21 protein-coding genes are annotated in these 17,808 nt (G+C 68.4%); 2 read left to right on the top strand and 19 right to left on the bottom strand.

Translation table 11 applies throughout. From position 1 onward, the window contains the following. Positions 1–128: 128 nt before the first annotated feature. The 18 genes from hypE to F3K02_RS17200 form a co-directional block, all read right to left on the bottom strand. Positions 129–1,241, bottom strand: coding sequence for a hydrogenase expression/formation protein HypE (gene hypE, locus F3K02_RS17285; protein ID WP_177136879.1), 1,113 nt, complete (start codon positions 1,239–1,241; stop codon positions 129–131). Beyond that, the gene (hypD, locus tag F3K02_RS17280; protein WP_177136878.1) at positions 1,238–2,401 is read right to left on the bottom strand and encodes a hydrogenase formation protein HypD; all 1,164 of its coding nucleotides are present in this window, start codon (positions 2,399–2,401) and stop codon (positions 1,238–1,240) included. The genes hypE and hypD overlap by 4 nt, the downstream gene beginning before the upstream one ends. Then, a complete protein-coding gene (locus tag F3K02_RS17275; RefSeq protein ID WP_177136877.1) occupies positions 2,398–2,646 on the bottom strand; it encodes a HypC/HybG/HupF family hydrogenase formation chaperone in 249 nt (82 codons plus the stop codon). The genes hypD and F3K02_RS17275 overlap by 4 nt, the downstream gene beginning before the upstream one ends. Then, positions 2,637–3,785 (bottom strand): Kae1-like domain-containing protein, encoded by a 1,149-nt coding sequence (locus F3K02_RS17270; RefSeq protein ID WP_177136876.1) that lies wholly within the window; start codon positions 3,783–3,785, stop codon positions 2,637–2,639. Before F3K02_RS17270 ends, F3K02_RS17275 begins: the two co-directional genes overlap by 10 nt. Before the next feature lie 13 nt (positions 3,786–3,798). After that, positions 3,799–4,782: a hydrogenase nickel incorporation protein HypB gene (hypB, locus tag F3K02_RS17265; protein WP_177136875.1), complete on the bottom strand. Its 984-nt coding sequence runs from the start codon at positions 4,780–4,782 to the stop codon at positions 3,799–3,801. Between the two features lie 19 nt (positions 4,783–4,801). Continuing rightward, the gene (locus F3K02_RS17260) at positions 4,802–5,149 is read right to left on the bottom strand and encodes a hydrogenase maturation nickel metallochaperone HypA/HybF (RefSeq protein WP_177136874.1); all 348 of its coding nucleotides are present in this window, start codon (positions 5,147–5,149) and stop codon (positions 4,802–4,804) included. Then, positions 5,142–6,320, bottom strand: a complete 1,179-nt coding sequence (locus F3K02_RS17255; protein ID WP_177136873.1) for a hydrogenase formation protein — start codon at positions 6,318–6,320, stop codon at positions 5,142–5,144. Before F3K02_RS17255 ends, F3K02_RS17260 begins: the two co-directional genes overlap by 8 nt. A gap of 61 nt (positions 6,321–6,381) precedes the next feature. Continuing rightward, positions 6,382–6,918 carry a [NiFe]-hydrogenase assembly chaperone HybE gene (gene hybE, locus F3K02_RS17250; RefSeq protein ID WP_177136872.1) on the bottom strand — a complete coding sequence of 179 codons (537 nt, stop codon included), beginning with the start codon at positions 6,916–6,918 and terminating at the stop codon, positions 6,382–6,384. A 4-nt stretch (positions 6,919–6,922) separates the two neighbouring features. Further along, positions 6,923–7,174, bottom strand: a complete 252-nt coding sequence (locus F3K02_RS17245; protein WP_177136871.1) for a rubredoxin — start codon at positions 7,172–7,174, stop codon at positions 6,923–6,925. Positions 7,175–7,176: 2 nt separating this feature from the next. After that, a complete protein-coding gene (locus tag F3K02_RS17240; protein WP_177136870.1) occupies positions 7,177–8,058 on the bottom strand; it encodes a hydrogenase expression/formation protein in 882 nt (293 codons plus the stop codon). A 26-nt stretch (positions 8,059–8,084) separates the two neighbouring features. Beyond that, positions 8,085–8,585, bottom strand: coding sequence for a thioredoxin domain-containing protein (locus tag F3K02_RS17235; protein WP_177136869.1), 501 nt, complete (start codon positions 8,583–8,585; stop codon positions 8,085–8,087). A 22-nt stretch (positions 8,586–8,607) separates the two neighbouring features. Beyond that, positions 8,608–8,913 (bottom strand): HypC/HybG/HupF family hydrogenase formation chaperone, encoded by a 306-nt coding sequence (locus F3K02_RS17230; protein WP_177136868.1) that lies wholly within the window; start codon positions 8,911–8,913, stop codon positions 8,608–8,610. Positions 8,914–8,916: 3 nt separating this feature from the next. Beyond that, positions 8,917–9,594, bottom strand: a complete 678-nt coding sequence (locus F3K02_RS17225; protein ID WP_177136867.1) for a HyaD/HybD family hydrogenase maturation endopeptidase — start codon at positions 9,592–9,594, stop codon at positions 8,917–8,919. Between the two features lie 20 nt (positions 9,595–9,614). After that, positions 9,615–9,944 carry a HigA family addiction module antitoxin gene (locus F3K02_RS17220; protein ID WP_177136866.1) on the bottom strand — a complete coding sequence of 110 codons (330 nt, stop codon included), beginning with the start codon at positions 9,942–9,944 and terminating at the stop codon, positions 9,615–9,617. A gap of 4 nt (positions 9,945–9,948) precedes the next feature. Then, positions 9,949–10,680 (bottom strand): Ni/Fe-hydrogenase, b-type cytochrome subunit, encoded by a 732-nt coding sequence (gene cybH / locus F3K02_RS17215; RefSeq protein WP_177136865.1) that lies wholly within the window; start codon positions 10,678–10,680, stop codon positions 9,949–9,951. Positions 10,681–10,721: 41 nt separating this feature from the next. Continuing rightward, positions 10,722–11,324, bottom strand: coding sequence for a HupE/UreJ family protein (locus tag F3K02_RS17210; protein WP_177136864.1), 603 nt, complete (start codon positions 11,322–11,324; stop codon positions 10,722–10,724). 137 nt (positions 11,325–11,461) lie between these two features. Beyond that, positions 11,462–13,321 carry a nickel-dependent hydrogenase large subunit gene (locus F3K02_RS17205; protein ID WP_177136863.1) on the bottom strand — a complete coding sequence of 620 codons (1,860 nt, stop codon included), beginning with the start codon at positions 13,319–13,321 and terminating at the stop codon, positions 11,462–11,464. 24 nt (positions 13,322–13,345) lie between these two features. Next, the gene (locus tag F3K02_RS17200) at positions 13,346–14,434 is read right to left on the bottom strand and encodes a hydrogenase small subunit (RefSeq protein ID WP_177137532.1); all 1,089 of its coding nucleotides are present in this window, start codon (positions 14,432–14,434) and stop codon (positions 13,346–13,348) included. Between the two features lie 524 nt (positions 14,435–14,958). Here F3K02_RS17200 and F3K02_RS17195 point away from each other — a divergent pair. Beyond that, positions 14,959–16,341, top strand: coding sequence for an ammonium transporter (locus tag F3K02_RS17195; protein WP_177136862.1), 1,383 nt, complete (start codon positions 14,959–14,961; stop codon positions 16,339–16,341). A 128-nt stretch (positions 16,342–16,469) separates the two neighbouring features. Continuing rightward, positions 16,470–16,895 (top strand): hypothetical protein, encoded by a 426-nt coding sequence (locus tag F3K02_RS17190; RefSeq protein WP_246309669.1) that lies wholly within the window; start codon positions 16,470–16,472, stop codon positions 16,893–16,895. Between the two features lie 7 nt (positions 16,896–16,902). Here F3K02_RS17190 and F3K02_RS27625 read toward each other — a convergent pair. Beyond that, the coding region (locus F3K02_RS27625; RefSeq protein WP_246309565.1) for a GMC family oxidoreductase at positions 16,903–17,808 on the bottom strand (906 nt) is incomplete at its 5' end.

Here is a 17,808-nt window from a genome sequence, read left to right as displayed (position 1 = left end):
GACCTCAACCGATATGGCTCTCATCACCCGACGCGAAGTGCCCCAACCCAGAACGCCGCGGAACCGGCTTCGCCGGGCCGCCAGCGTTGCCCCCTGGGGGGGGTGACGCCGCAGGCGGCGCGGGGGGATCAACAAATCCGTGGCAGTTGTTCTCCACTCAGCCAGTCCACCACCCGCCGCCCACCGAAGCGCGTGGCCATCTGCACGAAGTGGTGCGGGTCCGCCGTCACCTCGCCGATGCGCGCCGCGTCAAAGCCCAGTGGGTGCGCGCGCATCGCGTCCAGCACCGCGTCGGCGAACTCCGGCGCCACCACCGCGATCAGCTTGCCTTCATTGGCGACGTAGAGCGGGTCCAGGCCCAGCAGCTCGCAGGCTGCGTCCACCTGCGGCTTCACGGGGATCGCCGCCTCCTGCAACAGCATGCCCACGCCCGACTGGCGCGCCACCTCGTTGAGCGTGGTGGCGAGGCCGCCGCGCGTGGGATCGCGCAGCACGCGCACGGCGCCCGGGGCTGCGGCCAGCATGGCGGCGACCAGGGTGTGCAGCGCGGCGGTGTCGCTCTGAATCGTGGTCTCGAAGGCCAGCGATTCGCGCTGCGAGAGCACCGCCACGCCGTGGTCGCCAATGCTGCCGGAGAGCAGCAGCACGTCGCCCGGCCGCGCGTTGCGCCCGCTGATCTGCACGCCCGGCGGCAGCACGCCGACGCCGGTGGTGCTGATGAACACGCCGTCGCCCTTGCCCTGCTCCACCACCTTGGTGTCGCCGGTGACCACCGGCACACCGGCCTCGCGCGACGCGGCGGCCATGCTCTTCACGATGCGCTGCAGCTCGATCAGCGGAAAGCCTTCTTCGATGATGAAGCTCGCGCTCAGGTACAGCGGCTTTGCGCCCGACATCGCCACGTCATTCACCGTGCCGTGCACCGAGAGGCAGCCGATGTCGCCACCGGGGAAGAACAGCGGCGAGATCACATGGCCGTCGGTCGCCATCACCAGGCGGCCTTGCGCCGGGTCGAACGCCGGCAGCGTCAGCACCGCGCCGTCGTCGCCCTGGCGCAGGAATTCATTGTCGAAGGCCGCGAGGAACAGCTCCTCGATCAACTGCGCCGCGGCCTTGCCGCCCGCGCCGTGGCTCATGTCGATGCGGCCGTGTTTGATGTCGAGCGGGCGGATGTAGTTCTTCTTCACCGGCTTGGGCGCGGGCGCCTCGCCACCGGCGGGTTGCTCGATGTCGGTTCTCATGGGGTGGCCTCTTCGGTGGCGGTGGTGACGACAATGGGGATGTCGCGGAAACGGCCGTAGGTGTAGTGCGCGGCGCAGGCGCCTTCGCTCGACACCATGCAAGAGCCGACCGGGTTTTCGGGCGTGCAGACGGTGCCAAAAATCTTGCAGTCGGTCGGCTTCTTCACACCGCGCAAGATCGCGCCGCACTCGCAGGCCTTGTTGTCGGCCACGGGCGTGTAGTTCAGGTCAAAGCGGCGCTCGGCGTCGAAGGCGGCAAAGCTCTCGCGGATCTTGAGCGCGCTGTAGGGCACCTCGCCCAGGCCGCGCCACTCGAAGCTCGGCCGGAGCTCGAACACCTCGGACACCAGGGCCTGGGCCTTGAGGTTTCCCTCGGGCGTGACGGCGCGGGTGAACTCGTTTTCCACATGGGCGCGCCCCTCGTTGACCTGGCGCACCAGCATCAGGATCGCCTGCATCACGTCCAGCGGCTCGAAGCCGGCGATCACCACCGGTTTGCGGTATTCCTCGGCGAAGTGGTCGTAGGGCGCGGAGCCGATGACGATGCTCACATGCGCCGGGCCGATGAAGCCGTCGATGGGCACCGTGCCGAGCTGGCGCACCTCGGGCGATTCGAGGATGTGGGTGATGGCCGAGGGCGTGAGCACGTGGCAGCACAAGACGCTGAAGTTGGCCAGTCCCTCGCGCGCCGCGTCGCGGATGGCGAGCGCCGTGGGCGGCGTGGTGGTCTCGAAACCGATGGCGAAGAACACCACCTCGCGCTGCGGGTTCGCGCGTGCGATGGCCATGGCGTCGGCCGCGGAATAGACCATGCGGATGTCGCCGCCGCGCGCCTTGGCTTTGATGAGCGAAAGGCTGTCCGACGCCGGCACGCGCATGGTGTCGCCGTAGGTGCAGACGATGGCGCCGCGCTCCAAGGCCAGGCGGATCGCGAGGTCGATGCGGCCGATGGGCAACACGCAGACCGGGCAGCCCGGGCCGTGGATCATGCGCACGTTGGGCGGCAGCAACTCCAGCACGCCGTAGCGGCTGATGGCGTGTGTGTGACCACCGCAGAACTCCATGAAGCTGTAGCTGCGATCCGGGTGCGCTTCGGCGGCGATGCGTGCGCCGATCTGGCGGGCGAGATCGCCGTCGCGGAATTCGTCGATGTATTTCATGCTGGTACCACCGGTGCTGGATTGGGCGCGAGCTGTGCCATCTCGGCGAACAGCGCCAGCGTGCGTTCGGCCTCCTCCGGATCGATCACGCCGATGGCGTGGCCCACGTGCACGATCACGTAGTCGCCCACCTGCACGTCGGCCACCAGGGCGATGGAAATTTCCTTGCGGATGCCGCCGAGGTTCACCACAGCCTGGTCGTTGGGGCGCAACTCCACCAGGAGCGCGGGAATGGCTAGACACATGGTTCGGTTTCCTTTGACGAAATGTTCTGCGGGGTCGCCGCCAATTGCTGTGCTGCGACCCAAGCCTGGCCGAGCGCGAGACCGGCGTCGCCGCAGCCCTTGTCGAGCGGCCGGTGCACACGCAACGCTGCCGCCTGCAGGCGCGTGGTCACGCGCTCGCGCAGGATGCCGTTGAAGAAGCAGCCGCCGCCGAGGCACACGTCGCGGCTGCCGCGTTCTTGGGCGGCCTGCGTGGCCCAGTCGGCCAGCGCGTCGGCCAGCGCGAGGTGGAAGCCCGCGGCCGCGGCGTCCACGCCATCGGCGCCAGCGTCGAACAGAGCGGGCATGAGGCCGCGCAGGTCGAGGCGGTTCTGGGTGTCGATCACGGCTCCGCGCAACGGGGCAGTGTCCGGGTATTGGGCGAGCCAGCGCGCGGCGGCGGCTTCGAGCGCGATGGCGGCTTGGGCTTCGTCGGCCTGGCGAACGCTCAAGCCCAGCGCGCCGGCCGCCGCGTCGAACCAGCGGCCGGTGCTGCTGGTGGCCGGGCAGTTCAGGTTTTTGGCCAGCATCTGCTGCACGCCAGCGGCCACGGCCTCGCCGGCCTGTGATGCAAAGCGTGAAGCGATCTGCTCACCACGGCCCATCGCGTGCAGCGCGCTGGCCGCCATGCGCCAGGGCTCGCGCGCGGCACGGTCGCCGCCGGGCAAAGCCAGCGGCAGCAGGTGGCCCAGGCGCTGCCAGAGCGCGCCGTCCACCCACAGCAGTTCACCGCCCCAGGCTTGGCCGTCTGTACCCAGGCCCACGCCATCGAGCGCGAGGCCGATGACAGGGCCGTCGATACGGTGCTCAGCGACAACAGCCGCGATGTGCGCGTGGTGGTGCTGCACGCCGACGGCGGGCACGCCGAGCGAGGCGGCGAGCTGCACCGCGAGCTGGGTGCTGAAGAAGTCGGGGTGCAGGTCGTGCGCCACGGCGGCGATGGGCGCGCCGTGGCCGGCCAGCAGGGCCTCCACCGAGGCTTCGAGCGCGGCGCAGGCCGCCGGGTCGCTGAGGTCGCCGTGCACCGCCGACCAGACCGGCGCGCCATCCACCAGCAGGCAGGCGGCGTTTTTCAGCCAGGCGCCGCAGGCGAGCACGGTGGGCAAAGGCGCGGTGTTCATGGCGGGCAGCGGGTCAGAGCGTGGCGTCCGCAGACAGCGCTGCGCGGGCTTGGGCCAGCTCGGCTTCGAGTTGCTGCACACGTTGCCGCAAGACGGCTGCGGTGTCAGGTTCTTCGTGGTGGTGATGGCCGTGGCCCATGGCGTGGTCGAGCCAGTGCAGCCAGGCGTCCATGCCTTCGCCGGTGGTGGCCGAGAGCTGCAGGATTTCGATGGTGGGGTTCACACGCCGGGCGAGTTCGATGCAGCGCGCCACGTCGAATTTCACGTGCGGCAGCAGATCGGTCTTGTTGAGGATCATGAGCTGCGAGGCCGCGAACATGTCTGGGTACTTGAGCGGCTTGTCTTCGCCCTCGGTGACCGAGAGGATGGCGACCTTGGCGGCTTCGCCCAGGTCCCACACGGCGGGGCAGACCAGGTTGCCCACGTTCTCGATGAACAGCAGGCTGTGATCGCCAACGTGGTGGTGATCGTGCGCGTGACCATGCCCGTGATCGTGGTGGTCATGACTGTGCAGTTGCGCGAAGGCTTCGCTCACCATGGGCGCGTCGAGGTGGCAGCCCTTGCCGGTGTTGACCTGGATCGCGGGCGCGCCGGTGGCGCGGATGCGGTCGGCGTCGAAGCTGGTCTGCTGGTCGCCTTCGATCACGGCGACGTGCAAGCCGGGCGCATGGGTCTTGAGGGCTTCGATGGTGGCGCAGAGCAGCGTGGTCTTGCCCGAGCCCGGGCTCGACACCAGGTTCAACGCGGTCACGCCGTGCGCTTCGAAGTGCGCGCGGTTCTGCTGCGCCACACGGTTGTTGGCGCCGAGGATGTCGGTCTCCAGCTTGATGGCGCGCGCCTGGCTCATGCCGGGCACCGAGACGCGGGCCGCACCCGCACCGAAATGCAGGTCGCCGTTGCCGAGGTTCACCCGCACCACACCGGCCTCGCCCGCGTGGGTCTGGATATGCCGGGCATGGGCCGGGCTGTTGTCACTGCATCCACATACGACACACATGTTCTGTCTCCTGGTTCACTCAATCATGACTGACTTGCATGTCGATGACACGCAATTCCATGCCGTCCGTGGGTTGTAGCTGGTAGCCGCCGCAACTCGGGCAGGCGTCACCGCGCTGGGCGATTGCCACGGTCTGGGCGCAGCCCATGCACCAGGCCTGGCCGGGAGGTTCTTCGATCTCGATCAACGCACCGTCGAGCACCGTGCCGGGCGCCAGGCTCTCCAGCGCGAAACGCAGCGCACGCACGTCCACACCCGCGAGCTGGCCGGCTTCGAGCCGCAGCGACAGCAGGCGTGAAAAGCCCTCGCTCACGGCCGTGTCTTCGACCAGCTGCAACACGCCACCGGCCAGACTGGCTTCATGCATGTTGCGACTCCTTCACGGTCGACACCCTGTGCGTCACGTCAAACGGCACGCAGGGGTCGAAGGCGGCCATGAGCAGGCACACACGGCGCTCCACAGTGGCGGCGGGCTCGGTGGCGTTCAGCCCGGCGATGCATTGCGCCACCACACCCTGCGGGTGGAAATTCCATTCGGTCGGCGCGAGCACACGGCAGGCGGCCACGCGCGCCGGCGCATCGCCGGCCGGTTGATCGATCTCCACCTGGTGCACGAGCAGGCCACGCGCCATCTCCACCCAGGCCATGCCCTGGCGTGGCCCGGTGCGGAGCGAACCAAAGGACAACCAGCCGGCACCGCTCTGGCCCGGTGCGTCGGGCTGACACAGGCGGATCAGCTCGGCGATGCGGCTGCCCAGCAGCGCCCAGGGACTCAGGGGCAGTTCGACGTCCATGCCATTCAAGCGCGTCCAGCTGCCGGTGTGGGCGCAGGCACTGTGCCACAGCGGGTGCAGCGCAAAGCCGGTTTGGAGCGCCAGCGCGGCGGACAGCGTGCGCTGGTCAGACCCATCGGCATGGGCGTGCAATGCTTTGGCGTGGGCCAGCGTGTTCGGCAGGTCCGCCTCGCGTGCGGCGCGCAGCAACGAGGGCAGCCAGCCACTGTGGCGACGGCTCCAGTCGTTTTGCCAATCGGCACCGCAGGCATTCCAGGCGCGTTGCCAGGTGTGGGGCGGCATCTGCAGCAGCTCGTCTTGCAACCAGGTGAGGGTGGCGGGCCAGGGGTCGGCCGGCAGCGTGGCCACCGGCCACAGCAGCGGGCAGCGTTGCAACGCGGCGTGTGCGGCATCGGCCCAGGCTGTGGTCGCAGGACCGGGCTCGGCGGCCAGCAGGCGCGGCCAGTCCAGGCCGATGCGACGGATGTGTTCCTGCGCGGTCTCGGTGCGCAGGCGTTGCGCCACCTGCTGCGGCGCGGGCAGCAGGCCGGGTGCGGCAGCCTCGATGGCGAGCTGGGCACACAGGCGGTGCGCGTGGCTGCAGAGGTTGAACAGGCTGGCCATCAGGCCGGGCAAGGCGCTCACCGCCTGACCGCGGGCCAGGCGCGGCGCCCAGTCCTGGCGACTGCTCTGCAGGGCCAGCGGCAGCGGCGCGCCCGGTGCCACGCGGAGGCTGCCGGCCAGCGAGGACAGCGCGGTGCTCATTGGGAAACCTCCACCCTTCGGGTTGCGGTGCGAACCCCCTTCGGAACGGCCGGGCGGGGGTTCATACAGCAGCTCCCGCGTCTGGCCGGCGGGCCATGAAGAACGCGCGGCGCGGTGGCAGCGGCTCGGCCGCGACGGGCGCCAGCTCGGGTGCTTCGGGTGCGGGGCGGACCAGCGCCAGCGAAGCCAGCGCGGTTTCGCGCGCGAGGTCCTGGCTGGTGAAACCGTTCATGGGAGAAAACAGCGCGCAGGTCTCGTGGTAGCCGATGGCGGGATCGTGCGCGCCGATGAAGTCAAACCGCTCGCTGCCGAAATCGCGCACGGCCTTGCGCCCCACGCGGTTGCCATGGGGCCCGTTCACCGAAGGCAGGCGCAGCAGGCTCATGAACCAGGGGGTGATGAGCACGCCTTCGGCCACCGCCTCTGAGCCCTCTTCAGCATCCCCCCCCCATTCAAAACCGACCGCCTCGACCGACAGCGCCGGGTTGAGCAAGGGGATGCCCACCATGCGTTCGGTCTGCACGCGCACGAAATGGGTGACCAGCGCAGAAACGCGCTGGTCCAGCCATTCGGGGGTGGGTTGAGATGGTGCAGACATGGGCTCAGCCTTCTTCGGCCGGCAGCAGCAGAAATTGATCGGACTCGCAGTCGCAGTTCGGGCAGCGCCAGTGGGCGGGCAAGTCCGCGAACGGCGTGCCGGGGGCGATCTGCCACTGCGGGTCGCCCAGCGCCGGGTCGTAGATCCACCAGCAGATCTTGCATTCGAGGCGCGAGCCGGGGCGCAGCACCTCGCGGTTGCCCAGGTACGAGCCTTCAAAGCCCTCGAATCCGTTGGAGAGGTCTGCGCCGGCCATGGTCACACCCCTTCTAAATAATTCATCACGTCGGCCAGGCGCTCGTGTGAGTCGCGCAGATCTTCAGGGGCGGCCATGGCCACTTCGGGCATGTCCACCACCTCGACCGTGTTGAGGATCACCTTGTCCATCGAGTTGTAGTACACCACGCGCCAGCAGTTCGGCAAGCGGGTGTTGGAGATGCGGCAGTTGCCGTACCCGCGCGAGAGCATGAGCACGCGGCCGGTGCCGAGGTGGTGGTCGAGAAAGCCGATGTCTTCGGGCGTGACCGGCAGCAGCGTGAGGTTGACCACGTGCGAGACCTGGCCGGGTTTCCAGCCTGCGACCTGGTCGCGGATCTCTTCCACCAGCAGGGGCGCGTTCTGCACGTTGGGTGGCAGCGGGCCGGCCCAGTGCGGCATGGCGCCCTGCGGCCACACGTCGTCCACCGCGATGGCGCGCAGCAGCGCAGGCACCGGGCCGACTTCGATCACGTCGTCGATCAGGTTGCGCTCGCCGTCCACGGTGCGGAAGGTGATGAGGCGCCACACGCCCGCGAGCACCGACTCCTGGATGCGCACTTCGAGCGCGCCGTCCTCTTCGCGCACCAGGGCGCTGGCCTCGCCTTCGCCCAGGATCTGGTTGACCAGCCGCAGGTCGGCCGCGGGCAATGCGGTCAGCGACACCTGGCCGCCCGGGCCGCGTTCGGCCGTGCGGTCCAGCAGCGCCAGCACCTGGCCGAGCACCGCGCGGGCGGCGTCACGCCCGGCCAGCTCTTCGGGCTCGGGCAGCACCGGCGGGCGGTAGGTGTCCATGTCTTTGGGCATCGGCAGGTAGTCCAGCGACTCGTCTTCGGACTGGGTGCCCGGGCCGAGGGCGACGAGCGGAATGGGGAAGTCTTTCATGGGGTGTCCTTGGTGGTCTGTGGGGTTCAGTGGCAGCTGCTGTCGCTGCTGGTGCTGCCCTGGCTCACCACAGGGATGCCGATGGTGGGCGGGCGCGAAGGCGGCATCGTGAGCGCAGCGGCCACACCGCTCAGGTACACGTCCCAGTCCTGCATGCCGGCGATGGCGGTGACGTACTGGCCGTCGCGGAAGAACAGCAGCGTGGGCCAGCGCTGCGAGCCGTAGCGGCGCGCCACCGCGTCCTCGTTGTCGCGCGGCACCACGGCGATCTGGAAGCGGTTGGCGAAACTCTTCATGAGCTCGGGCAGCACCGCCGCCACGTCCTGGCCTTCGGGGAAACGCACCGGGTCGCCGGCGAGCAGCACGACGCGGTCACCGCCGCCCGCGCTCCACGCGGCCACGGTGGTCTCATCCACCCAGGCGGCGCTGAAGTCGCGCGCCAGGCGCATCACCAACGGCGGCGCGGGGTTGGTGTCGGGCACGGGCAGCGCAAAGGCGCGGCTGGGGGTTTCTGTGGCGGTGTTCATGGAGGTCTCCTGAGTGAATTTTTTAAAACTGACCGGAGAGCTGCTTCAGCTGCTCGGCGGTCATCCGGGAAGGCAAAACAAAGCCCGCGTCGCCGCTGGCGTCGAAGCCCTGCATGGCGCCGAGCACGAGGTCCAGCGCGCCATTGACTTCGGCGGCGCGGTCGGCGGTGATGTGTTCGCGCGCGTCGCCCAGGAACACCAGCAACCAGTCGCCCGGCTCCAGCGGGCCGACCAGCGCGGTGGTCACGCGGCGGCGCTCACCGCGGCCCTCGCACCAGGCGTGGCCGGGCTCGGTGGCGGTGACCTGCATGGGCATGCCGATGCACATGGTTCAGTTCTCCACTGTCGTGGGGAAGAAGCGCTCGTCGCCTTCGCGGCATGCGGCTTCGGGCGCGGGGCGCTGCGTTTCGTAGGCGGCCAAGGCCAGCTCGTCCATGGTCACGGCCTCGCGTTCGCCCAGCGGCGTGCGGCGCGGTGCGGGCTCGCCGCCCCAACGCGCGATCTGCTCCACGCCCAGGGCCAGCGCCTCCTCCATCGCGGCCTTCACGACCGGGCGCAGGCTGCCGCCGTAGTCTTCCAGCTCCTGCGGCTGGCAGCCGATCAGCAGCACCTGCTGCGGGTACTTGCCGGTGAGCTGCGCGAGCGACAGCACTTCCTGGAAACCGGTCTGGTGCAGGCTCATCTTCTTGGCGCCCATGAAGCGCGGCACGGCGTCGTCGCGCACCTGCTTCAGCGTGCCGGGCTCCAGGCCGTAGTCGATGGCGTCGAAGATCAGCAGCGCGTCGGCCGCCTGCACGTGCTGGATCAGGTACAGCCCCTGGGTGCCGCCGTCGATGAGCGACACGTGTTCGGCGAACTCGAAGCGGCGTTGCAGCGCTTCGATGCAGCGCACGCCAAAACCTTCGTCGGCCCAGAGCAGGTTGCCGATGCCGAGCACCACGATGGTCTGCGGCTGGGCGGGGGTGTCACCACCGGGGTGACAGGTGGATTCGGACGGATGGGCGCTCATGGTGGGTGGTCCCGAAAAACTCAGTGAGAGACGGAAGGGGTGACCGAACCGGAACAGAGGCGCTTCCAGGCGTGGAAGCTGTCCCAGGCGGCCTGGTGCGCGAGCCAGAAACCGGCGTCGATGCCGAACTGCCGCGCGCAGCGGATGGCGGTGTCGGGCGACATCGCCCGCTGGCCGTGCACCAGCTCGTGCAGCCGACGGCGCGACAGGCCCAGTACACGGGCCGCCTCGCTCTGGCTCAGCCCCAGCGGTGCCAGGCAGGTGCGCGCCAGCAGCCGCCCCGGGTGCATGGGCGTGCGCACCGGAACGCCCCGCGGCGGGATGGACCAGCTGGCGGCCACCGGCTTCATGACATCAGTCCTTGAACGTCCGGCGGCCGGAGATCATGGTGGACACGATGGATTGGCGACCCATGATGTCTTCGCGGATCGCAGCGTAGATGTGCAACGTGATGAACATGATCAGCGCCCACATGCCCATGCGGTGCCAGGTGTGCACGTCCTGGCTCTGGCCGAACAGCGGGATCACCCAGCCGAACATCTGTTCCTGCCACGAGCCCATCTGCGAGCCTTCGCCGTAGAGCGCAAAGCCGGTGACGATCATGAAGATCGAGAGCATCAGGAAGCCCGCGAACATGGCCAGTCGCGCCAGCGGGTTGTGGCCCACGTAGCGGCCCGGCCGCGGGATCAGGAAGGCGTACCACTTGAACATGGTGAGCACCTCTTTCCAGTAGGCCTTCTGGAAGATCGGCACCCAGAAGATTTCGCGCGCGTGGTGGTTGCCGACCAGCGCCCAGTAGGCGCGGCCGAGCAAGCCCACGGCCAGCAGGTAGCCCGCCGTGAAGTGCGCGAAGCGGATGTAGCCCATGAGGTAGTGCGCGCTGGCCTCGCCGGGCATGGTGGGCAGCGGCTGGCCGATGAAATAGCCCGTGAGGGCCAGCACGGTGATGGACGCCGCGTTGATCCAGTGCCAGAGGCGCACGGGCGCTTCGTACACATAGACCGACCGGGTGGCCTGGCCGTGCGAGACGGCGCTCTCGTCGATGCCGGTGACATCGGCGAGTCGTTCGGGGGACGTGGTGGACATGGTGGCCTCCAAAGTGCGGTTGCCGTGGATCGGGGTGGCCGTCAGGCCGCCAGCTGACCGAAAAGCACCAGGCCGGATGCGCCCAGCACCGTGCCCAGGCCCCCCAGCGCCCAGCCGCTGCGCTCATTCAGCGCGCGGCGGATGCCGAGACCGGCGAACACGCCGCCGATGTGCAGCGCGGCCGTGGTCAGCAGGAAGCCCGAGGCATAGCCCGCGAAGCCCGTGGCCGGCGTTTCAGCGCCGTGCGCCAGGCCGTGCAGCGAAGCCGCCGCGGCCACCAGCCCCAGGCCAACGGCGGCCGGCATCGGCTGGCGGGCCAGCACCAGCATGGCGCCGAACAGCACCACCGACAGCGCCACGCCCTGCTCCAGGAACGGCAGGCTCACGCCCGCTGCGCCCAGCGCGGCGCTCGCCACCAGCGCCAGCAGGAAGGTGGCCGGGCCTTGCCAGGCCTTGCCTTGCGGCAGGGCACTGACCGACCACACGCCCACGGCCACCATGGCCAGCAGGTGGTCCAGGCCGAAGGGGTGAACCAGCCCTTCCATGAGGCTGTGGGTGCTGTGGCCGGTGTGGGCCTGGGCGGCGCCGGCCAGGCCGGCCATCAGCGCGGCCGCGCTCAGGCGGCGGATGTTCTTGGATTGCATGTCTCTCTCCTAGTGTGGGTTGATTTCATTTCCGGGATGGCGTGCCCCAACCCAGCGCACGCCGAGGATCCGGCTTTGCCGGTCCCAGGGCGTGGTCCCCCTGGGGGGACGACGCGAAGCGGCGCAGGGGGGTCATCTCACCTCACAGTGACTCTGCTCATTTCCTGGCCGTCTTCGCTCATCACGTGGGTCGAGCAGGCCAGGCAGGGGTCGAAGCTGTGCAGCGTGCGCAGGATCTCCAGCGGCTGCTCGGGGTTGACCATGGGCGTGTTCATGAGCGAGGCCTCGAAGGCGCCGATCTGGCCCTTGGTGTCGCGCGGCGAACCGTTCCAGGTGGTGGGCACCACGCACTGGTAGTTCTCGATCTTGCCGTCCTTGATCTTGATCCAGTGGCCCAGCATGCCGCGCGGTGCGGCGACCGTGCCCACGCCTTTGGCCTCTTTCGGCCAGGTGGACGGATCCCACTTGTCGGCGTTGACGGTGCTGGTGTCGCCGGCCTTGATGTTGCCGATGAGCTGCTTGAAGTCGTCCATCATCATCTCGGCGGCGTACTGGCTTTCCAGCGCGCGGGCCAGTGTGCGGCCGATGGTGGTGGGCAGCAGCTGCTTGAGCGTGAAGTTGGTTTCGGGCAGGCCCAGGGCCTTGGGGATCGCGCTGTTGATCGCCACCGCCGCGCCGTCCACCTGCTCCTTGACGCGTTGGCAATATTTGTTGCCTTGCATCGCGTGGGCATAACCCAGGATGTAGCGCGACAGCGGGCCGACCTCGACCGCGTGGCCGCGCCAGCGCGGGCTCTTGATCCACGAGTACTTGGCGCTTTCGTCGAGGTTCTCGATCTTGGTGCGCGTGCCCTTGAAGTTCGGGCCTTCGGGGGCGTAGTTGGCTTCGGTGACGCCGTCCCAGGGGTGCAGACCCTTGGTTTCGTCGCCGTACTTGTACCAGCTGTGGCTCACGAATTCCTGCACCTGCTCGGGGTCGCGCGGGTCGATGGCGTGGATCTTGTCCCAGTTGCCGTCGAGGATCACGCCGCCGGGCAGCTGGTGCGTGCTGTGGTCATAAGGCACCTTCTCGTAGGTGCCGTAGTCGGCCACGTTGGTGGCGCTCAAGCCGCCGCCGTACAGCCAGCCGGCGTTCTTGTAGATGGTGCCGATGGCCAGCACGTCCGGGATGTAGACGTTGTTGTTGAAGTCGATCATTTCCTGGATGCGGGCCTGCACGAAGTTCAGCCGCTCCATGTTGATCGGGGCGCCGGCGGCGCCGTTGCCGTCGAGGTTGATGGCGCAGGGCACGCCGCCCACCAGGTAGTTGGGGTGCGGGTTCTTGCCACCGAAGATGGTGTGCACCTTGACCCACTCTTTCTGCAGGTCCAGCGCCTCCAGGTAGTGCGTCACGGCCATCAGGTTGGCCTCGGGCGGCAGCACATAGGCCTTGCTGCCCCAGTAGCCGTTGGCGAACGGCCCGAGCTGGCCGCTCTCGACGAACTTTTTCAGGCGGTTCTGCACGTCGCGGAAGTAGCCGGCCGACGACATGGGGTGCGCGGGCGACACCATCTGCTGCAGGTCGCTGGTCTTCTTCGGGTCGGCCTGCAGGCAGGACACGACGTCGACCCAGTCCAGCGCATGCAGGTGGTAGAAGTGCACCGCGTGGTCGTGCACCTGCAGCGTCTTGGCCATCATCTCGCGGATCAGGTGGGCGTTCAGCGGGATCTTGATGCCCAGCGCGTCTTCCACCGCACGCACCGAGGTGAGTGCGTGGCAGCCGGTGCAGACGCCGCAGATGCGTTCCACGAAGGCCCAGGCGTCGCGCGGGTCGCGGCCCTTCAGGATCACCTCCAGACCGCGCCACATGGTGCCGGTGGACACCGCGTTGCGGATGACGTTGTTGCTGTCGAGGTTGACCTCGCAGCGCATGTGGCCCTCGATGCGCGTGACCGGGTCGACGACGATGCGCCGGCCGGTGTTGTCCATCTTGAAGCCCTGTGTTTCGTAAGCACCCATGGTGTTCTTCCTCGTTGTTCTGGATCAGCTGTTGGTGGACGCGGCTTTTTTCTCGACGGTCTTGTCACGCGAGCGCTTGGCCACCGAGATGGCGGCATGCGCCGCGACCGCGGCACCGACCACACCGGCCGCCGTGCCGCCGATCTCGTCGGCGTTGGCCTCGATGCCGAAGGCGTGGATGTCGGTCAGGCGGTCGTAGAACGAGCCCTTGTCCCAGAAGCCGTCTTCACTGCAGCCGATGCAGCCGTGGCCGGCCTTGATCGGGAAGCTGGTGCCCTCGTTCCACATCACGGTGGAGCAGGCGTTGTAGGTGGTCGGGCCCTTGCAGCCGACCTTGTAGAGGCAGTAGCCCTTGCGCGCGGACTCGTCGTCCCAGGTCTCGACGAACTGGCCGGCGTCGAAGTGGGGGCGGCGGTAGCACTTGTCGTGGATGCGCTGGCTGTAGAACATCTTCGGCCGGCCCTGGCGGTCCAGCTCGGGGATCTTGTCGAAGGTCAGCATGTAGGTGATCACGCCCGTCATCACCTCGGGGATGGGCGGGCAGCCCGGCACCTTGATGATGGGCTTGTCGGTGATGACCTTGTGGATCGGCGTGGCCTGTGTCGGGTTGGGCTTGGCGGCCTGCACGCAGCCCCACGAGGCGCACGAACCCCAGGCGATGATGGCCTTGGCGTCTTTCGCGACATGCTTGAGCTTCTCGATGAAGGGCTTGCCCGACTGGATGCAGAACATGCCGTCTTCGTTCAGCGGCGGGTTGCCTTCCACGGCCAGGATGTACTGGCCCTTGTACTTGGTCATGATCTCTTCGAGGATGGCCTCGGCCTGGTGGCCGGCGGCGGCCATCAGGGTGTCGTCGTAGTCCAGCGAAATCATGGAGAGCACCACGTCCTTGGCCAGCGGGTGCGCCGAGCGGATGAACGATTCGGTGCAGCAGGTGCATTCCAGACCGTGCAGCCAGAGCACCGGCGTGCGCGGCTTGGTTTCCATCGCGTGCGCGATCTGCGGCACGAACGAGGGCGCCAGCCCGAGCGAGGTGGCGGTGAGCGAGCAGTACTTGAGAAAGCTGCGGCGCGAAATGCCCTTGCGGCGCATCACCTCGTAAAAGGTTTCCATCATGGGTTTGTCTCCGTTGGCTGGTGTGGGGCAGAACCGGGTCCCGCCGTTGCAGGCAGGTGTGTGACCGTTTGCAATCGCCAGGCCACGATGGGCCAACCAAGGGAAAACACCGATCAAAGCGTTTAACGCATTGATTTGCATCAATATTTTCTGACAGATTTTGTCGATTCAAAACCCGGTCAATACGGCAGTGGACAGATGCATTCCACTTCCATATACAAAACGGAAGGTCGCAATTCATCTTCAGAAAACCGCGTGCCGCCCGCACGGGCAAAAAAAAGCCGACCCTTTTGGGGTCGGCCTGTGATACGTGGCATCTCTTGGGACGCTGAAACCATTCTTTCTGGTTGGACTGGGTTGTCTCCTCGGTCCTCCCGCGGTCACCAGCGCTGGGCGCTGTGTGCGAGTGGTGTGACTGTAATACTTTGCACCAGCGCTGTGCATCGGGGGTTTCCCTTGGTTCTTCGCACGGGTGGCACAGGATGTGCTCTGTGTCACTGGTCGTTGGAAAAGGTAACAAGATGCACCAAAACCGTAGATCCCCTGGATCCGTGGCGGCTGGGCTGGCTCTCGCCATCCCCTCGCTGACTTGTGCGCAGACCGCACCCCTCGTGGCCACCAGCCCCGCAGCCGACGCAGCGGCCACGCTGCCCGGCCCGGCGCTCGCCGCCATCAGCACCCTCAGCGGGGCCGACACCGCCTGGCTCATGGTGTCCACCGCGCTCGTGCTGCTCATGACGCTGCCCGGCATCGCGCTCTTTTATGGCGGCATGGTGCGCCGCCTCAACGTGATCAACACCATGGCCAGCGTGGTCGGCATCGCGGCCGTCGTCAGCGTGTTGTGGTTCGCATTGGCCTATTCACTGGCGTTCACGCCCGGCGATGGCGCGCTGGCGGGCTGGATCGGCGGCGCCCAGCGCATGGGCTTTGCCGGGCTCGATTACCTGGGCAGTACCGGCCAGGTGGCCGTGAGCCACATCGCGCCCCACGTGCCCGAGTCGGTGTTTGCCATGTTCCAGCTCACCTTCGCCATCATCACCTGCGCGCTGGTGGTGGGCGCATTGGTGGAGCGCATGCACTTCGGTGCCCTGCTGCTGTTCGCCGGCCTGTGGCTGCTGCTGGTGTACGCGCCCGTGGCCCACTGGGTCTGGGAGCCGGGTGGCTGGCTGGCCCAGCTCGGTGCGCTGGACTTTGCCGGTGGCGCCGTGGTGCACATCAACGCCGGTGCCGCCGCGCTGGTCTGCGCCTACGCCCTCGGCCCGCGCCAGGGCTACGGCCGTGAACCCTTCATCCCGTTCAACCTGGGACTGACCATGGCCGGCACCGGTCTGCTCTGGGTCGGCTGGTTCGGCTTCAACGCCGGCTCGGCACTCGCCGCCGACGGCCGCGCCGGGCTCGCGCTGGCCGTGACCCACATCGCCGCCGCCGCGGGCGCGCTCTCCTGGATGGCCGCCGAATGGCTGGCGCGCAAGCGCGCTTCGCTGCTGGGCCTGTGTTCCGGCGTGGTGGCCGGGCTGGTCGCCATCACGCCGGCCGCAGGCTTCGTCACGCTGCGCAGCGCGCTGATCATCGGGCTGGTGGCGGGAGCGGTCTGCTACTGGGGTGCCACCGGCCTGAAGCGCCGCCTGCGCGCCGACGATTCGCTCGACGTGTTCGGTGTGCACGGTGTGGGCGGCCTGGTGGGCGCGCTGCTCACCGGCCTGCTGGCCGACCCGGCCATCGCCGGGGTCGAGGGCAGCGTGCTGACGCAGCTGATCGCCTGCGTGGCCGTGCTGGCCTACAGCCTGGTCATGACCGGCGTGGTGCTGTGGATCACCTCGCGGGTGGCGCGCCTGCGCGTGCACGAGGTGGACGAACGCACCGGGCTCGATCTGGCGCTGCACAACGAACAGCTTGGTCATTGAGATGCACCCCCCGCGCCGCTTCGCGTCACCCCCCTCAAGGGAGGCGGCACTGGCCGTCCGGCAAAGCCGGCCCGGCGGTGCCCTGGGGTTTGCACCACTTCGCTCGTTGTTGTAGGAAGGACGCCGCCATGACCTCCACCGAAATCTTCGCCACCGCCGCCCATCTGCATGTGTTGCTGCGCCGCAAGACGGGGCGCGTGACCGACACCGAGTGGATGGCCACCAACGCCGACTACGCGCGCGCCATCGTGCGCTTCGCCCGCGAAAAGGCGGCCAGCGAGGGCCTCGATGAGCTGTTGCCCTGGGCTGAAAAACTGGAGACCGCCAGCACCGGCATGGGCGCGCCCGTGCGCAAGCCCCTGCTGCAAAGTGCCACCGAGGCCCTGCGCGCGGCGCAGACGCCGCCGCCCCGGGCCAGCGGCCGCCCCAGTGGCTTCGCCGACTCGGTGGCGGCGAGCGGGTTCCGCGAGTCTTCGCTGCACTCGGGCTTTGGCGGTGGCAAACGAAGCGATGGCGACGGGCCAGACACGCGCTACGTGGGCGGGATCCGGTAGCGCGGAGTCAGATGCCGCGCGCGATCCAGCGCGCCGCCTTCTCCGCGATCATCAACGTCGGGCTGTTGGTGTTGCCGCTGGTGATGGTGGGCATGACGCCCGCGTCCACCACGCGCAAGCCGGCCACGCCGCGCACGCGAAGGTGGCTGTCGACCACGGCCAGCGGGTCGTCGGTGCTCCCCATCTTGGTCGTGCCCACCGGGTGAAAGATGGTGCTGGCGATGTCGCCGGCCAGGCGCGCGAGCTCGTCGTCGGTCTGGTATTGCACGCCGGGCTTGAACTCTTCGGGTTTGTATTTCGCCATCGCCGGCTGCGCCACGATGTGCCGCGTCACGCGCAGGCTGTCGGCCGCGACCTGCCTGTCTTCGGCCGTGGAGAGGTAGTTGGGCGCGATGGCGGGCGCGTCTTCGCCGCGCGCGCTGCGGATGCGCACATGGCCGCGGCTGCCGGGGTTGAGGTTGCAGACGCTCGCGGTGAAGGCCGGGAAACTGTGCAGTGGCTCGCCAAACGCGTCGAGGCTGAGCGGCTGCACGTGGTATTCAAGGTTGGCGTGCGGCTGCGCCGGGTCGCTCTTGGTGAAGGCGCCGAGCTGGCTGGGCGACATGCTCATGGGGCCGCTGCGCTTGAGCGCGTATTCGAGGCCGATGCTGGCCTTGCCCCAGAGCGAGTTGGCCAGGGTGTTGAGCGTTTTGCCGCCCTGCACCTTGTAGACCGAGCGGATCTGCAAATGGTCTTGCAGGTTCTCGCCCACGCCGGGCAGCTCGTGTTTCACCTCCACGCCCGCGGCCCGCAGCACCGGCGCCGGGCCGATGCCCGAGAGCTGCAGGATCTGCACCGAGCCGATGCTGCCCGCGCTGAGCACCACCTCGCGCGTGGCCGCCACGCTCACGCGCTGGCCGCCGCGCCGCAGCTC

This window comes from Hydrogenophaga aromaticivorans, from assembly GCF_013387465.1.
Classification (GTDB): domain Bacteria; phylum Pseudomonadota; class Gammaproteobacteria; order Burkholderiales; family Burkholderiaceae_C; genus Hydrogenophaga; species Hydrogenophaga aromaticivorans.
This window is presented reverse-complemented; position numbering and strand designations above follow the sequence as displayed.

What these genes read in the sequence shown, in the direction of transcription:
- hypE (WP_177136879.1), bottom strand. Translation starts at nt 1,241, where the DNA reads ATGAGAACCGACATCGAGCAACCCGCCGGTGGCGAGGCGCCCGCGCCC.
- hypD (WP_177136878.1), bottom strand. Translation starts at nt 2,401, where the DNA reads ATGAAATACATCGACGAATTCCGCGACGGCGATCTCGCCCGCCAGATC.
- F3K02_RS17275 (WP_177136877.1), bottom strand. Translation starts at nt 2,646, where the DNA reads ATGTGTCTAGCCATTCCCGCGCTCCTGGTGGAGTTGCGCCCCAACGAC.
- F3K02_RS17270 (WP_177136876.1), bottom strand. Translation starts at nt 3,785, where the DNA reads ATGAACACCGCGCCTTTGCCCACCGTGCTCGCCTGCGGCGCCTGGCTG.
- hypB (WP_177136875.1), bottom strand. Translation starts at nt 4,782, where the DNA reads ATGTGTGTCGTATGTGGATGCAGTGACAACAGCCCGGCCCATGCCCGG.
- F3K02_RS17260 (WP_177136874.1), bottom strand. Translation starts at nt 5,149, where the DNA reads ATGCATGAAGCCAGTCTGGCCGGTGGCGTGTTGCAGCTGGTCGAAGAC.
- F3K02_RS17255 (WP_177136873.1), bottom strand. Translation starts at nt 6,320, where the DNA reads ATGAGCACCGCGCTGTCCTCGCTGGCCGGCAGCCTCCGCGTGGCACCG.
- hybE (WP_177136872.1), bottom strand. Translation starts at nt 6,918, where the DNA reads ATGTCTGCACCATCTCAACCCACCCCCGAATGGCTGGACCAGCGCGTT.
- F3K02_RS17245 (WP_177136871.1), bottom strand. Translation starts at nt 7,174, where the DNA reads ATGGCCGGCGCAGACCTCTCCAACGGATTCGAGGGCTTTGAAGGCTCG.
- F3K02_RS17240 (WP_177136870.1), bottom strand. Translation starts at nt 8,058, where the DNA reads ATGAAAGACTTCCCCATTCCGCTCGTCGCCCTCGGCCCGGGCACCCAG.
- F3K02_RS17235 (WP_177136869.1), bottom strand. Translation starts at nt 8,585, where the DNA reads ATGAACACCGCCACAGAAACCCCCAGCCGCGCCTTTGCGCTGCCCGTG.
- F3K02_RS17230 (WP_177136868.1), bottom strand. Translation starts at nt 8,913, where the DNA reads ATGTGCATCGGCATGCCCATGCAGGTCACCGCCACCGAGCCCGGCCAC.
- F3K02_RS17225 (WP_177136867.1), bottom strand. Translation starts at nt 9,594, where the DNA reads ATGAGCGCCCATCCGTCCGAATCCACCTGTCACCCCGGTGGTGACACC.
- F3K02_RS17220 (WP_177136866.1), bottom strand. Translation starts at nt 9,944, where the DNA reads ATGAAGCCGGTGGCCGCCAGCTGGTCCATCCCGCCGCGGGGCGTTCCG.
- cybH (WP_177136865.1), bottom strand. Translation starts at nt 10,680, where the DNA reads ATGTCCACCACGTCCCCCGAACGACTCGCCGATGTCACCGGCATCGAC.
- F3K02_RS17210 (WP_177136864.1), bottom strand. Translation starts at nt 11,324, where the DNA reads ATGCAATCCAAGAACATCCGCCGCCTGAGCGCGGCCGCGCTGATGGCC.
- F3K02_RS17205 (WP_177136863.1), bottom strand. Translation starts at nt 13,321, where the DNA reads ATGGGTGCTTACGAAACACAGGGCTTCAAGATGGACAACACCGGCCGG.
- F3K02_RS17200 (WP_177137532.1), bottom strand. Translation starts at nt 14,434, where the DNA reads ATGGAAACCTTTTACGAGGTGATGCGCCGCAAGGGCATTTCGCGCCGC.
- F3K02_RS17195 (WP_177136862.1), top strand. Translation starts at nt 14,959, where the DNA reads ATGCACCAAAACCGTAGATCCCCTGGATCCGTGGCGGCTGGGCTGGCT.
- F3K02_RS17190 (WP_246309669.1), top strand. Translation starts at nt 16,470, where the DNA reads ATGACCTCCACCGAAATCTTCGCCACCGCCGCCCATCTGCATGTGTTG.